At 49.9% G+C, this 16,093-nt stretch carries 12 protein-coding genes; 11 read left to right on the top strand and 1 reads right to left on the bottom strand.

Annotated features, from left to right (window positions below):
• The first annotated feature begins 316 nt into the window (after positions 1-316).
• From PPA03S_RS15845 to PPA03S_RS15870, 6 genes are all read left to right on the top strand, one after another.
• On the top strand, positions 317-2,542 hold the full coding sequence (locus PPA03S_RS15845; protein ID WP_062324276.1) for a hypothetical protein: 2,226 nt from the start codon (positions 317-319) through the stop codon (positions 2,540-2,542).
• Between the two features lie 26 nt (positions 2,543-2,568).
• Positions 2,569-3,780 carry a HEAT repeat domain-containing protein gene (locus PPA03S_RS15850; protein ID WP_062324277.1) on the top strand — a complete coding sequence of 404 codons (1,212 nt, stop codon included), beginning with the start codon at positions 2,569-2,571 and terminating at the stop codon, positions 3,778-3,780.
• Positions 3,781-3,802: 22 nt separating this feature from the next.
• On the top strand, positions 3,803-5,200 hold the full coding sequence (locus PPA03S_RS15855) for a glycosyltransferase family 2 protein (protein ID WP_174532138.1): 1,398 nt from the start codon (positions 3,803-3,805) through the stop codon (positions 5,198-5,200).
• Between the two features lie 257 nt (positions 5,201-5,457).
• Positions 5,458-6,261 (top strand): response regulator transcription factor, encoded by an 804-nt coding sequence (locus PPA03S_RS15860; protein ID WP_062324278.1) that lies wholly within the window; start codon positions 5,458-5,460, stop codon positions 6,259-6,261.
• 141 nt (positions 6,262-6,402) lie between these two features.
• Positions 6,403-7,770, top strand: a complete 1,368-nt coding sequence (locus PPA03S_RS15865; RefSeq protein WP_062324279.1) for a nucleotide sugar dehydrogenase — start codon at positions 6,403-6,405, stop codon at positions 7,768-7,770.
• A 53-nt stretch (positions 7,771-7,823) separates the two neighbouring features.
• On the top strand, positions 7,824-8,705 hold the full coding sequence (locus PPA03S_RS15870; RefSeq protein ID WP_245683635.1) for a hypothetical protein: 882 nt from the start codon (positions 7,824-7,826) through the stop codon (positions 8,703-8,705).
• Positions 8,706-8,817: 112 nt separating this feature from the next.
• Here the strand turns inward: PPA03S_RS15870 and PPA03S_RS15875 are convergent, their stop codons facing one another.
• A complete protein-coding gene (locus tag PPA03S_RS15875) occupies positions 8,818-9,690 on the bottom strand; it encodes a helix-turn-helix transcriptional regulator (protein ID WP_062324281.1) in 873 nt (290 codons plus the stop codon).
• A 465-nt stretch (positions 9,691-10,155) separates the two neighbouring features.
• Here PPA03S_RS15875 and PPA03S_RS15880 point away from each other — a divergent pair, with 465 nt between their 5' ends.
• The 5 genes from PPA03S_RS15880 (at position 10,156) to PPA03S_RS15900 (ending at position 15,934) form a co-directional block, all read left to right on the top strand.
• Entirely contained in the window at positions 10,156-11,364 is a 1,209-nt protein-coding gene (locus PPA03S_RS15880; protein ID WP_062324427.1) for an LLM class flavin-dependent oxidoreductase, read from the top strand.
• 208 nt (positions 11,365-11,572) lie between these two features.
• A complete protein-coding gene (locus PPA03S_RS15885) occupies positions 11,573-12,847 on the top strand; it encodes an ABC transporter substrate-binding protein (RefSeq protein WP_062324282.1) in 1,275 nt (424 codons plus the stop codon).
• A 3-nt stretch (positions 12,848-12,850) separates the two neighbouring features.
• Entirely contained in the window at positions 12,851-13,723 is an 873-nt protein-coding gene (locus PPA03S_RS15890; protein ID WP_174532139.1) for a carbohydrate ABC transporter permease, read from the top strand.
• A gap of 63 nt (positions 13,724-13,786) precedes the next feature.
• A complete protein-coding gene (locus PPA03S_RS15895) occupies positions 13,787-14,602 on the top strand; it encodes a carbohydrate ABC transporter permease (protein ID WP_062324283.1) in 816 nt (271 codons plus the stop codon).
• Positions 14,603-14,716: 114 nt separating this feature from the next.
• A complete protein-coding gene (locus PPA03S_RS15900) occupies positions 14,717-15,934 on the top strand; it encodes an MFS transporter (RefSeq protein WP_062324284.1) in 1,218 nt (405 codons plus the stop codon).
• Positions 15,935-16,093: the final 159 nt, after the last annotated feature.

Consider the following 16,093-nt stretch of genomic DNA (forward strand, 5'->3'; position numbering starts at 1 on the left):
AGATGTGCCAGGCTGGAAGAACCTCAAGAGGACGATAAAGTGGCAAATATTCATGTCCATGGAGCATAGAGGCCAAGAGGGCTCATGGATGCTAGTTGATGGTGCTTTTTACGAATTATGGGCAGAATGTTGCAGTTCATGTTTGCTTCCATCAGCCTAGTTACAAATGCAGAGTCTTAGAGCTATAGTGAGAACTACACCGCTGACATCTCTACCCAAAGCGGACATCCGAAGCGGAATTCCCTCAGAACTTCATGTCATTTAAGATTTGCAGGTGAAGCTGGATGCATACTAGAGAGGTGAGCAATTAAGAGCCATGAGCAGACGAAGACGAAGACGCTGGTTGCTAACGATGTTTGCAGGAGCGGCCGTAGTGACAGGCGGAATACTTGCCGGCTGGCACTATATGCAGCCCCAGCTCGTTACGTACACAGCGGACAATGGCACGGAGATGAAATTCAAGACTGATGGAGACCGGTTCATGGAATATGGACCCGATGGTACATGGCGGGAGATGTTCGTGAAAGGTGTGAACCTGGGCGCTACATCACCAGGACATTACCCGGGCGAATTTCCGTTGACCAAAGAGGATTACTTGAAGTGGTTCCAGCAGATTGAGGATCTGGGGGCCAATGTTATCCGGGTGTACACGGTGCATGAGCCGATTTTTTACAGCACATTGGTTGAGTATAACCGTGGCCGGGAGCAACCGTTATATTTTATACAGGGCATATGGTCGCCGGAAGAAGAGTTGATTGAGAAGCAGGATGCCTATGCTGACGATATTGAACAGACGTTCAAGCAAGAGATTGAGAAGGCGGTATCCGCTGTATACGGGGATGCAAACATTCCAGATAAACCTGGAGAGTCGAGCGGGAAATACAAGACGAATGCCGGAAAATACCTGATGGCCTGGCATGTGGGTACCGAGTGGGACCCTTCGATGGTGAACAACACGAATGAGAGCCATCCGGATGTGCCGCAATACAAGGGCGTTCATTTTTCCGGGACACAGGATGCATCACCCTTCGAGAATTGGCTGGCGGAGCTGCTGGACTATACAGCCGTATTGGAGAAGAAGTATGGGTGGGAGCATCCGATGACCTTTACCAATTGGGTAACCACCGATGTGCTGGATCATCCGGGCGAGCCGCTATTTGAAGAGGATTTGGTGAGTGTGGATGCGCGGCATATTCAACCGGAAGAGTGGCAGGGTGGATATTTTGCAGCATACCATGTGTACCCTTATTACCCGGACTTGTTCCATACGGACCAGACACTCCAGAACATCAAGGATGAGAACGGCGAGTACAACACGTACAAAAGTTATCTGCGCAAGCTCAAAGCCGAGTTTTCCGATATGCCTGTAATGGTTACAGAGTACGGTGTGCCGTCTTCGCTTGGGATTTCCCATCTGGGTATGGGAGGCCGGAATCAGGGCGGACATAACGAGGCAGAGCAAGGAGAGATCGACGCATCGCTGACCCAGGATATTTATGACGAAGGGTATGCGGGAGCGATTTTGTTCATGTGGCAGGATGAATGGTTCAAAAAAACCTGGAACACGATGCCGCTGGAAATCCCGGCTGATCGTCGCTCCTACTGGCTGAACGTACTGACGAATGAGAAGATGTTCGGTCTGCTCGCCATGGACCCCGGTAAACAGGAGCAGTTGACCATCGACGGGAAACTGGATGACTGGAATGCGCTGAAGAAGGAAGAGGTCACCGTCTGGCAAGGCAAGGTGGATGGCATCAAGGAAATGAAGATGACCCATGATGAAGCCTACCTGTACATTGGCATGACGCTGGATCAACCTTTTGACCCGGATCAGACGGTGCTGCGCATTGGAACGGATACGCTGGCTGGTGGTAATCAGCCGGGCACGAGACTTCCGGATCGAACGCTAAGTGATGGCCTCGAAACAGTGATTACGTTGGGGCAGGATGATGAATCACAAGTGGAGATCGCCAAGGATTATGACTTTAACCAACGCCTGTATGGCAAGGAAGGTTACGGGATGCTGCCCGAAGAGCAAGAACATGCGGCAGATCCATTCCATCCATGGAATCTGGCTATCAGCCTGCGGATGACTCCACCGGATACCCGGTCCGCCCATCCGTTCATGAATGAGAAGGTGGGTACATTGAAGCGGGGAACGACAGCTCCCGGTCAGTCCGATACGGATTCGTTAACGACCTGGCAATATAACGGAAATCAGGTGGAGATGCGCATTCCGTGGATGCTGCTTGGATTCGGTGATCCGAGTTCACTGCAAGCCATCAAGTATGGTGCGCTAAAGGGTGGACGGGAATTCGAAACGGTTGCGGTTAAGGGCGTAACCCTGGTTCCGTGGCTAATGGATCGTTCTACTGGAAATATCTCTTGGCCTGGTGGTGAACAAAAGACACTGGATGTGAAGACATTGCCTATATACAGCTGGCAGCCCTGGGAGCAGGTACAGTACAGTGAGCGACTGAAACTGAGCTACGAGGAAATGAAGAAACGGTATGAACAAATTCCAAGTTTTCAGACCGAATAAATGAGTATAAAGGAGGACCTTTTCACATGTTTCCGAATTTGGCTTTGGCTTATCTATTTCTATACATCTGTACAGCGCTCGTCGTTGTGGGTGTAATCCTGCTGTTTGCCATGAAAGTGTCCCACAACGGCAAACGGCGCAAAATTGAGTTTTATAAATTAAAGCAGCGCGATTACTTTACGTATGTGCAGACGGCGCTGACCGAGGACAGTCCCCTGAGATTGCCACCTGGGAAGCTGGCCCCGCTTGAGCGTCGGGTCATCCAGAGCAAACTTATTGAATGGATTGATCAGTTCAAGGGAGAATATCGCAACAAATTGATTGTACTCTGCCGTGAAGCGGGATTTGTAGAGCATGATCTGAAGGAACTGGGTCGTATTCGTTACGGACGCCAGATTGATGCGGCTTATCGATTGGGCGGCATGCGTTGCCCCGAGGCGGTTCCGGGTTTGATGGATTTGCTCAAGGATGAGAAGCCTGGCCCAATGGCGATTATGATTGGTCGTTCAATCGCCAGATGCACCACCCGTCAGGGTGAACTGAAAGACATGCTTGCTCTGCTGCTAACCAAAGGAAAATCGATTCATCATCTGGCAGCAGATATTTTGCTCGAAACCAGTTTGGATACCAGCAGAATTTTGATTGAATTGCTGGAAGACCGCAATCCTGACTTTGTCAAAGTAGGACTGGTTGCAATGTGGGGACAGGCTGTGCCTGAAGTCATGCCTGCACTCGACAGGCTCGTTGGCGCAGAACACAAGGATGTACGGGCAGAAGCGGTAAAGCTGTACCTTAGCGCAAGTCCGGCACTTCAGGACGAAACGATTCTGAAGCTCATGCAGGATTCGGACCCGGAGGTACGTGCCGAGGTGGTTCTGGCGCTTGGCTCGAAACATGCAGCAGGCAGCATTCCACTGCTGCGCAAAGCGCTGCGTGACGAAGACTGGGGCGTACGTTATAACAGTGCGGAGAGCCTGAGCAAGCTGGGCGAACCGGGATTCGAAGCCCTGTGTCAGGCCGCCGTAGAGGGTACAGGTGCGGAACGCGAAATTGCAATGCAGCAGATTGAGAGCACGATGCAGCACTCAGGAACAGACCACAAAGCCGTTGACCAGATGATTGCACATAACAAAAAAAGGCTGCTGTATGATCGATACTTCGGTCCCGTACGTGGGAACCGGACAACAAGCAAGAAACGTACAGGTGTGGCTGCGGTAGGAGGGGATTACACTGCTTAGAGATCTACTGTTAATCTACGGCATGGTGGCAATCTATTATGTCGTTGCTGTAAATACGCTCTATTTTTCCATTCTGGCTTTATCATTCCGTAACATTTGGACGATCTTCAGGCGATCGCATTATTCCAAATACAACACATTGTCAGGCTCGGAACTGGTGCCATCGGTTTCTTTGCTGGTGCCCGCGTATAACGAGGAACTGACGATTATTGAAAATGTGAACTGTCTGATGACGCTGAATTATCCAACCTATGAAGTCATCGTGGTGAATGATGGTTCGAGCGATACCACCTTAAAGGTGCTGCTGGAAGAATATCGTCTGAAGCCGGTACCCAACACGAAGATTCGGGGTAAGATTGCCTGTCAGAAAATTCGCGGGATCTACCACAATCCGGAATTCCCGGACCTGTATGTCATCGACAAGGAAAACGGCGGGAAGGCCGATTCCCTTAATGCCGGAATTAACCTGTCCCATTATCCATTGATCTCATCCATTGATGCCGACTCTTTGCTGGAGAAGGATGCCCTGATCCGCATGGCACGCATGTATATGGAGAATCCCGAAGAGACCGTAGCGATTGGCGGGGATGTACGCATAGCGAATGGTTGCAAAATCGAAAACGGGGCAGTGCAGGACGTTTCACTGCCTCGCAAAATTTGGCCTATGTTCCAGTCCATCGAGTATCTCAAAGCCTTTCTGGGCGGACGGATCGGTTGGAGCCACATGAATGGTCTGATCATCGTCTCGGGTGCCTTCGGCATGTTCCGCAAGGATGCAGTTATCGCGGTTGGTGGATACCGGGACGGATATCCGGGTGAAGACATGAACATTATTATCAAGCTTCACCGTTATATGCTGGAAAATAAATTGAAATACCGCGTAGCCTTCTGTCCTGAAGCGGTATGCTGGACACAGGCGCCGGATTCCTACCGGATCTTGTCCAGTCAGCGCAAGCGCTGGGGACGCGGAAATCTGAAGAACATGATCGAGAATCGCGGCATGTTGTTCAACCCGAAATATAAAGTCATGGGCATGCTGACCATGCCATACAATGTCCTTTTTGAAGCGCTGAATCCGTATTTCCGCATTACCGGACTTCTCGCTCTCACGGGATATGTGCTGATGGATATGACCCAGTGGCCGGTACTTCTTCTGTTTGGATTGCTCAACCTTGTAAGTGGTTATCTGCTGAGTGTTGGAGCACTGGTGCTCGAGGAAATTGCATTCAAGCGGTATAACAAGCTGTCCGATCTGGTCAAAATGCTGTTCTACTCCGCACTGAAATTCGTCGGCTATCATCAGCTCGGCGTGCTGTGGAGATTGCAGGGGCATATCCAGTTCATGCAAAACAATAACTCATGGGGTACCATGACACGCCAGAGCTGGTCTGAGGAAGAGAAGACAAGCGACGCGGCCTAAGCACAGCGTAATCAAGGCAATACAGCAGAAACAATATAGATGTTCAACTAAACATTTACACGAGAACGGAGAGGACAGAAATAACCTGAAGAAGCGAAGCGTTCGCCTTTATCCCCGGATTTCCCCTTGTCAAAAAAGGAATCAAAAAAATCTGGGGATAACAGCGATCGGAAGGTTGTTCTGTCATCGGAGTGTCAGTGTAAATACCCATTAGTTGGACTTGTATAGATAACCGAGGGAGAAGGGTGGAAAAGAACATGCCAAGTACGGCGACATTGCAGCGTGAGGCTGCCGTTAATGTGTACCGCAGTGTAGAACAGGGATTGAAGGAAACGGGTGCCGAAACATGCGGCTTAATGTTCATCCATTGTGCAGGGCAGTCTCAGCTGGAGCAGCAGGTCAGGACACATCTGGAGCAGACCAGCGAGTCTGCCTTCCAGGTCTGGGAGGATGGAGCTACACAGGCAATTGCTGTCCTGCTGCCAGGGTTGACACTGGATGAGGTTCATTATGAGGGGCTTCGCATCAAGCATGAATTGCAGGAGATGGTACCTGGTGCCGATCCGCAAATCACGCTGGCAAGTTTCCCGGCAGGTGAACGTCCTTCGAAGGCAACCATTCAACATATGGCTGAGTCCGCCAAGCTGGTAGACCCGTCGGAGATTCATATCTACACGCTGGACCAGACGGCAGACGAGCCGGAACGAATTTTGATTGTGGATAACGATCCGACAGTACGTGAGTTTCTGCAGCTGCGGCTGAAGATGCAGGGGTACGAAACTTATGAAGCGGTGGATGGATTGGCTGCACTGGAACTGATTGAGAAAATCACGCCTGACCTGGTGCTGACTGAATTGAACCTGTATGGCATTGATGGCCTTCCGTTCATTCAACATATCCAGAACCTGGATGTGGAGCAGCCGCCCAAAATCGTCGTATTGACGGAACAGCGTGTAGAACAAACGATCAGTCAATGCTTCCGCAGCGGAGTCGATGACTATATGACCAAACCGTTCTCTCCTGTGGAGCTGGATGCTCGAATCAGGCGCTGCCTGCATTAAGCACCACGAGCAAAGCCAAGAGAAACAATAGTTTTTATCCGTTAATCATTTCGATTAGACAGACAAGTACATCTATAGACAAACATCTATCAAATGGATTCGTCAATCAACCAAACCAATACACTGCCTGGAGGGAATATCATGGAGAATCAACAATTCCACACATTACTGAATGCAATTGAAAATAAAGAAGCGGTGCTCGGCGTGGTCGGGCTCGGTTACGTAGGACTTCCACTTGCCGTGGAAATGGTCAATCAAGGTTTCACGGTAATTGGAATTGATCTGGATGCGTCCAAAGTAGAAAGTATCTATCAAGGAGATTCCTATATTCACGATATTTCGTCTGAGGAATTGAAAAAAGTAATGCAGAGCGGCCGCTTCCAGCCTACAACGGATTACAGCATGCTGCGCGTGATCGACGCGCTGAGCATCTGCGTACCTACACCGCTTAGTGAAAATCAGGACCCGGATACGTCCTATATCGAGACAGTTGTGGATCAGATTAAACTGCACATGAAACCAGGTATGCTGATTACGCTGGAGAGCACTACTTACCCGGGTACAACCGAAGAACTGATTCAGCAAAAGCTGGACAAGATTGGACATGAAGCTGGCAAAGACTACTTCCTGTGCTTCTCGCCTGAACGTGTGGACCCGTCCAACGGACGATTCACTACTTTTAATACACCAAAAGTCATCGGGGGCACAACGGAAGCTTGCCTCAAGCTGGGAACAGCGTTGTACAGCAAATACGTTGAAACGGTTGTACCTGTATCTTCACCAAAAGTGGCTGAAATGTCCAAACTGCTGGAAAATACGTTCCGCAGCGTAAACATTGCCTTTGTGAATGAAATGGCCATGATGTGTGACCGGATGGGCATCGATATCTGGGAGGTTATCGACGCAGCAGCGACGAAACCGTTTGGCTTCATGCCTTTCTATCCAGGTCCTGGCATCGGCGGCCACTGCATCCCGCTGGATCCGATGTACCTGTCCTGGAAGGCCAAAGGATTCCGTTTCTACAGCAAGTTCATTGAGCTGGCCCAGTCCACCAACGACAACATGCCATATTATGTACTGAACAAAACATCAACGATTCTGAACGAGTACGCAAAATCGGTACGTAAATCCAACATACTGTTGCTCGGTATGTCGTACAAGCCGAATATTGCGGATTTGCGTGAATCTCCAGGACTGGAAGTCTATGAACTGTTCAAGGAAGGTGGCGCCAATGTCAGCTATTATGACCCACACGCGGATTCCTTTAAGGACAAGCATGGCGAGACCGTATACAGCGAAGTGTTCAACTTGGAGCAGTTCAAAAAGTACGATTGCATCGTGCTGATCACCAACCACAGCGATTTGCCTTACTTTGATATTGCCGAGATGGGTGTACCGATCCTGGATACACGTAATGCGTTCAAAACGTACACACATTCGCACATTTACAAGATTGGTCACTCGGTACAGCACCCCGTGCTTGAGCCAAGTGAGGCGTTGCTCGTCTGAGGAATATAACGAACAAGTGGGGCAAACTGTCGCTGAAGGCAAAATGGGCCATCTTGGCCCTGCTGTTCTGCCTGCTTCTTTTGCCCTGGCTGCTCAAATGGTTTTCACATGAGGAACACAAGGCGACCTGGCTGTGGGACGCTTCCATTATTGCAGAGCAGATGCCCGAGATCGTCTCCTTTTCCAAAGCGCAGGGCGTGGACACCATTTTCCTGCAAATCCAGGATGAGGTACCCGATGAGACATATCGCAAGTTCATCGCGGCTGCGAGACAGGCGGAGATTGAAGTGCATGCCCTTAACGGTCATGCAGATTGGGCCTACACGGAGAAGCGGGAAGAGGGACTTGCTTTTATTGAAAAAGTAAAAGCCTATAATGCAGCTTCTGCCAAAAATGAACGTTTTGAGGGAGTTCAACTGGATGTGGAGCCGTATCAGCTAAAACGCTGGGAGAACGAGCAGGACAGCGTCATTGCAGAGTGGAGCGAGAACATGAAGGCGTGGACCCAAGCAGGTGGTGACGCCGGATTGTACATGAGCGCTGCGATACCATTCTGGCTGGATGAGCGTGAATCGGCAGAAAGCGAAGGCGGAGGTACATTGAGCCGCTGGGTGATCGACCATTTTGATGCAGTGGCCATTATGGCTTATCGGGATCGTGGTCAGCAGATGTATGATCTGTCCAAGGAAGAGCTGGACGAAGCGGATGAGCTTGGCAAGAAAGTATGGGTTGGAGCCGAGCTGGCGGACACGCATGAAGGTGATCATCTAACCTTTTTTAGTAAATCGATTACCAACATGGACGAAGAAATGAAGAAAGTGTTTGATCTCGGCGCTTCTCATTCCTCTTTTGCCGGCGTGGCAGTGCATCATTATGAAGCGTGGTATGCGAAGGAAAACGGAATCCCTCTGGCTCGAAAGAGCGAGGAGAAGTAGTAGCGGCTGTATGTGGTTACAGAAGAACATTGTAAATTGTAAGCAGGAAGAGGCAAGTCTCCGGTTAAGGAGGCTTGCCTTTTTGCTATTCGTAGCGTGCGGCTGCGACACATCAACTTTTGTTACTTTCGGCTGTTCGATATCGGTTGGGGGGCAGACCGACCTGCTTTTTGAATGCTTTGGAGAAAGAAAACAGGTCAGGGTAGCCCACCGAATGTGCTACTTCAGTTAATGTTAACGGGGTCTGAACAAGCAGCCGTTTGGCCTGATTCATTTTGAGACGTTGAATGTACTGGACAGGAGACAGACCATAGGCTTTGCGAAACTGTTTGGCAAAATGGGTCCGATCCACGCCAGCATGCGAAGATACGCCTTCCACGGTAATACCTCCAGCAAAATGAATATCCATGTACTCCTTGCCCCTTTGCAGCCATGGGGTGGCAGAGTCTGGTTGAAGCACTCGGGTAGCGGGCGATTTGGCAATCCGGTCAAACAATCCGAGAAAACGGGTAAGTCGTCCCAGGTCGCTTGCGCCACCCTGAGGTTTGCGAACCTCTTCCATAAAAGCACGCATGCCACTTGCCGTCTCCGGCGTGAGTACACCTGAACGATGAGGGGCGTCCGGGGTAAGCCCGATTCGTGCCAAAAGTTCAGCTGCATGTGTGCCATCAAAGGCGATGAATATTTTATGCAAAGACTCCTTTGGGTCGGACCAGTACTCATGGGTAACCTGTGGATACAGGCAGAATGCATCGCGGGCACGCAGGGAGTAACGATGTCCATTCTGTATGAAGGTTCCCACGCCCTCCAGAACAAAAATCAAATAATGAAAAGGCGTCGTTCGCGGGCCAATATGATAATTGCTCTTGGCTATATTACGACCGATTCGAATCGGCCAAGCTCCACCGGCTTTCTCGAATTCAGACGGAGTGAAAAAAATAATATCCAAAAACTCGTGGTGGTCCTCCTTCATGCTCTCGGTCATCAGGAACACCTCTTTAATATAAGTATATTTTGTAATCTCTGAACGTTTTCTTTATAACCTATTATACAGGTGGGTTTTGTAAATATTCAAGATCAGGATGACTTATTTCCGTGAATTCACCACAAAATGACAAAAATAAATTGCCGCGAAATGACATTGATCACAGACAAATCAATTGGTATGATGTCCATACCTATTAAACCAAGTTAATTAATCGGCATTTGGGAGTATACGTACTATTAAATTCAACTTTAAGAATTACACGGCAACGTAGGGGACAGAAAAGACCTGAAGAAGCGAAGCGTGCGCCTTTGTCACCGGATTTTCCCTTGAAAAGGGAGTTAAAAGAAATCTGGGGACAAGAGTGATCGAAAGGTTTTCTGTAACCGAAGTGCTTGAGTGAAACTATTCATTAGATTAATTTATGACCAGAAGGGATTGACTTGCGTGAGCGAACAGGAAGAGATGAAGTTTGGCTGGTTTTTGCCTACAGCAGGAGACGGAAAATATGTAGGGGTTGCCCCGGAGCGGGAACCGAGCCTCGATTATTTGGTTCAAGTGGCGCAGACAGCGGAGACGGCAGGTTTCGAATTTGTATTGATTCCGACAGGTGGAGCTTGTCTGGATGCGTGGGTTGTGGGTTCGGCTGTCATGAGTCACACGAAAACACTGCGTCCGCTTGTGGCCATTCGCCCAGGTCTGGTCACGCCTGTATTGGCGGCGCGTATGGGAGCGGCACTGGATCAACTGTCTGGCGGTCGTGCCATGATCAATGTGGTGACAGGAAGTTCGGTTCGGGATTTGGAGGAACTGGGAGATCCGCTGGCTCATGCCCATGATGAGCGTTATGAACGGGCGAGCGAGTACATGGAAGTGATGAAGCGTTCATGGACGCAATCGACTGGACTCAATCTGACTGAATTTGCCGGAAGCGGAAGCGGTGCTGAGGCGAATGGGGAAGCTGCGGCCGATCAACCATCGGAGTTTAATGGTAAGTATTACAATTTCAAAGGTCCGGTAGGCATGCCTGAAACGGTGCAAAAGCCGTATCCGCCGTTCTACCTGGGTGGAAGTTCACCGATTGCGAAGCGAGTTGCAGTAGAACATGCCGACACATTCCTCATGTGGGGGGAGCCGCATGACTGGATCCAGGAACAGATCGAAGAAATTGAAGTCATTCGCGAACAGATCAAAGAGGAAACGGGACAAGATCGTCAGCTCCGTTACGGCATGCGTGCACAGGTACTTATTCGGGATACCGAAGAAGAAGCATGGACGGCAGCTTGGGAGATTATAAGCAAAGTTCCACCTGAAGCGATCGAGAAAGCCAAAGCAGCCTTCGCGGAAACGGATGCAACCAACCAACGCAGACAGAATGAGCTGCGGGAACTGTCCGAGAAGCAGCAGTTCGTCGTAGGTCCTAACCTGTGGACGGGTTTGTCCGTTGTACGTTCCGGCGGAGCAATCCTCATTGTGGGTACAGCGGAACAGGTCGCAGAACGATTGATGGAATATGGGGATCTGGGCGTGACCACCTTCATTCTGTCCGGTTATCCGCATCTGGAAGAAGCCGAAATCTTCGGCCGCACGGTTATGCCCATTATTCGTGAGAAGTGGAAAACAAGACAGAAGAAGCATCAAGTTACTACTAACCAACTAAGTAAGTTTAACTAATCTTTTTATACGAAAACGGAGAGGACAGAAATAACGTGAAGAAGCGAAGCGTTCGCCTTTATCACCGGATTTTTCCTTTTAACAAAGGAATCAAATAAATCTGGGGATAACAGCGATCGGAAGGTTATTCTGTCATCGGAGTGGTCAGTATAAACAATCTTTAGTTGAACTTATAGAATATTAATCATCCTTCAGGAGGTCTTCGTTCATGAGAAAAAAACAAAAATATATCCTGCCCCTTGTAAGTATGTTGGTGATGTCTATCCTGCTGTCTGCCTGCGGCGGCGGGGATAACGCGGCATCAGGAGGGGACGATTCCTCCGGTTCGGGCAAAGTAACAATCAGCTTCATGCACTGGCGTGGAGAGGATGTGGAAGCGCTGAACAAGACGATTGATGCGTTTCAAAAGGAAAATCCGAACATCCATGTGGAGATGCAGACTCTTCCTTCGGACCAATATCAATCGACTGTACAATCCAAAATCAGTGATGGTTCGGTAGGAGATGTATTTGCTTCCTTCCCTGGTGCACAGTTCGAAGCCTTCACCAAAGCCGGATTGTTCACCGATTTGAGCGGATCTTCGTTTCTGTCTGCCTACAATCCCAAGCTGATTGAAGCAGGCCAGCATGATGGCAAGCAATTTGCATTCCCATATCAACTCGTATATAACGATCCAATTTATAATGTGAAGCTGTTTGAAAAATACGGCCTGACGCCGCCGAAGGATTGGGAAGGTTTCCTCGCACTTTGCCAGACGTTGAAAGATAACGGCATCATTCCGATTGCATTGGCCGGAGCGGACATTGGTCCGGGCCAATTCATGAATACAATGGTGATGAACAATGCACCGAGTGACGACATTTTTACCAAAGTGGAAGCCGGAGAGGCCAAACTGACAGATGAGTTTTGGGTGAAAACTCTAACACAGATCAAAGAACTGAACGACAAAGGTTACTTCCAGCAGGACGCACTGGGAACGAAAGACCCGGCAGCGGGAGCACTCTTTATCCAGGAGAAAGCAGCCATACTGGCGAGCGGATCTTATCAGTTGGCACAGAACAAGCTGCAAAATCCGAATCTGGAGCAGAAGCTGCTTGCACCCATTACTGTAAGTGCAGATCAGGCGAAATATGAAGGAGTGCACACCACTACATTCATGCTTGCGGTGAACAGTAAGTCGAAACATCCGGAAGAAGCGAAGAAGTTCATCGAATTCCTGAGTAAACCGGACGTAGCAAGCGATTATGCCAATCAGACCGGACAGAATGTAACGGTGAATAATGTAAAGTACGACACACCTGAACTTCAGGTTGCCGGAGATTGGGCGAGCAAAAAGACCGTGTTCCAGCCACGGTTCACTATCCTGAACGGAGATAATCAGAAAGCAGTGACGAACTCCATTCAGGCTGTACTGAGCGGCACTTCTCCTGAAGAGGCAGCGCAGCAGGCACAGGCGATCATTGATCAGCATATCGGGAAATAAACGATGAAGAATCGTATTCAGCTATCCCTGTTTTTGTTACCCGGGTTGCTGCTGTACGTTGCACTGTTCGTATTTCCTACATTGACGGGGCTGTTCTACTCCTTTACGGATTGGGACGGGGTATCCCCGTCGTATGCATTTGTAGGGCTGGATAATTACAAGGACAGTCTCAGCAGCATCGTATTTCGCAAAGCCTTTGGCAACAATGTGGAGTTCATGTTAACCGTTGTTATTGCACAAACCTTTATTTCACTTGTTCTTGCGCTGCTCCTGGTACGCAATACGAAGACGCGCATTGTGCTCCGAGCGCTGTATTTCCTGCCTGCGATTCTGTCCTCCGTGTCTGTGGGTCTGATCTGGGCGTTTATGTACGACCCTTCGATCGGGCTGATTAACTATGGATTGACCGAGGCAGGTATGGGGAGCATTGCCCACAACTGGATTGGTGATCCGAAGATCGCCATCTACTCGATTGCCGCGGTACAAGTCTGGGCGCATGCCGGGCAGATGATGATCGTGTTTATCGCAGGTCTGCAAGGCATTCCGGCGGAGCTGTATGAAGCAGCACGTATGGATGGTGGCAGCAAATGGCAGGTATTCCGTACCGTGACCTGGCCGCTGCTTGCACCTTCGGCAACGATTGTGGTAGCCTATACGACCATTCAGTCGTTCAAGGCTTTTGATCTTATTTTCACCATGACGGACGGAGGTCCGAACTACGCTACTGAAATTTTGACGACATATATCTATCATACCGCCTTTGGCAGCTACTCCTTTGGCCTCGCTTCCGCGGGTTCGATGATCTTCCTGGTGCTGCTCGCTTTGCTGACGTTATTGCAGTTCAAAGCGCTGCGTGCGGACCGGGTGAGCTATTAATCCATGGGCGGCGAATCGACCTGCTCGTGAGCAGAAGCAGAATTGAGGAAGGAGGGGGTTTATATGGTTTTAAAATGGTTCAATCGACTGATCTTAGCTGTTTACGCGCTGCTGATTCTTGTGCCGTTGTACTTTGTATTTGTGTCATCTTTTAAAACGAGCAGCAATTTCTTCACCAGTCCATTCAGCTGGCCGGACCCGTTTACATGGGGAAATCTCACGGGCATGTTCCGCAATCAGCCGATGTGGCAGTATTTCGGAAACAGTCTGGTCGTGACGCTGGGTACGGTGGCGATGGAGTTGTTGCTCAGCAGCATGATTGCTTACGCCATTGTTCGTTGGGGTGGCAGTGTGGGCAAAATCGTGTTTGCCCTGTTTGTTGCCGGGCTGATCGTTCCTTCCCAGGTGAGCATGCTGCCGATCTATTCCCTGACGCGTACGCTTGGATGGTCGGACAGTCTGACAGGACTCATAGTAGTATCAGCTGCGATGCTGATGCCTGTCTCCGTATTTATGCTGACGGGCTTCATGCGTATGCTGAATGCGGAAATACTCGAAGCGGGCAGTATGGATGGAGCAAGCGAGTGGAGGCTCTACACACGGATTGCCTTACCACTTGCTGCGCCTTCGCTGGCAGCAACGGCTACGTTCCTGCTCGTGATGGTCTGGAATGACTTGCTCATTCCGATGCTGATGCTGAGCAGTAAGTCCAAGCTCACTTTACCACTGGCGCTCATGCAGTTCCGCGGGGAATACGTGACGAACTATCCGATGATGCTCACGGGTGTGCTGGTAACAGCCATTCCGATGATCGTGCTGTTCCTCCTGCTCCAGCGTTATTTTGTGGCAGGTCTGACAGCGGGTTCACTCAAAGGGTAAGAGATGGGAAGAAGATCAACGGATATGCGTATTTTGCATTGATTTCTGGATCATTCTGCATAATAATGGTTTAGTGTCAGAATGACTACATAGAGATCAAGGGAGCTATAAGACATGAGCAAACTGGAAGTATTGCGGAATCCCAAGCAGCGCAAGCTGCTGTTCAGTGCCGGCATGAGCTGGCTGTTTGATGCCATGGAAGTCGGCATGATTTCCTTCATCGTGGCTGCACTTGCCAAGGAATGGAGTCTCAGTCCCGGACAAGTCGGGGTGCTTACGAGTATCAACTCCATCGGTATGGCGCTTGGTGCCTTGCTTGCGGGGGCACTTGCGGACCGATTCGGGCGAAAAGCCATTTTGATGTGGACCCTGCTGGTATTTACGATTGCTAGTGGCCTGTCAGCATTGGCGACCGGATTCGCCGTGTTGTGTGTACTGCGTCTGGTTGCAGGTATCGGCCTCGGCGGAGAGCTGCCCGTGGCATCTACGTTGGTATCGGAGTCGATGCCTACGGCAGAGCGCGGACGTGCAGTCGTACTGCTGGAGAGCTTCTGGGCAGGCGGCTGGATTGTATCAGCACTCATCGCCAACTTTGTTATCCCGGAATATGGCTGGAGAATTGCTTTTGCCATTGGTGCCGTTCCAGCGTTATATGCGCTGTATCTGCGCCGTGCCATTCAGGACCCGCCTCGTTACAAGAACAACACCAAGATTAAGAAAATCACGTTCCGCGAAAAGGTAGCGACGGTCTGGTCGGCACCGCATCGCCGCACAACGTTGATGCTCTGGATCTTGTGGTTTACCGTCATTTTCTCTTATTATGGCATGTTCCTATGGTTGCCGTCGGTTGTCATGGCAAAAGGTTTTACGCTGGTCAAAAGCTTCCAGTACGTGCTAATTATGACGATTGCGCAGCTGCCAGGTTACTTCACAGCGGCGTATTTCATTGAGCGGTTTGGTCGCAAATTTGTACTTGTCGTTTATCTTACATTGACAGCAGTAAGTGCGATAGCTTTTGGATTGGCAACAACAGAAGCGACGATCCTGACCGCAGGGATCTGTCTTTCCTTCTTCAATCTGGGGGCTTGGGGCGGTCTGTACGCGTATAGTCCGGAATTGTACCCCACTTCCGTTCGTTCAACAGGTGTGGGACTTGCCACATCGGTAGGCCGGATTGGGGGCGTACTTGCTCCGTTAATGGTTGGTATGCTGGTTCAGCGTGAAGTGGCAATCAGCCTGATATTCACGATTTTCTTCGTGACCATCCTCATTGGGGCAGCGGCTGTGCTGTTCCTGGGCCGGGAAACCAAGGGTCTGGAACTGGCTGAATAAATGTCAATAAATACAACGCAACTTTTGTGCGGGTCTGCCTGCCTATGCTTATGACGGGTTGGACAAGCGATATAAGGTTGATACAAGAAGGGGCATGACCATGGCGTGACCATGGGCTCATGCCTCTTTTTGCTGTGTTTGGAGTCGATTTCTGCCTGC

Source organism: Paenibacillus pabuli NBRC 13638 (assembly GCF_001514495.1).
Classification (GTDB): Bacteria; Bacillota; Bacilli; order Paenibacillales; family Paenibacillaceae; genus Paenibacillus; species Paenibacillus pabuli.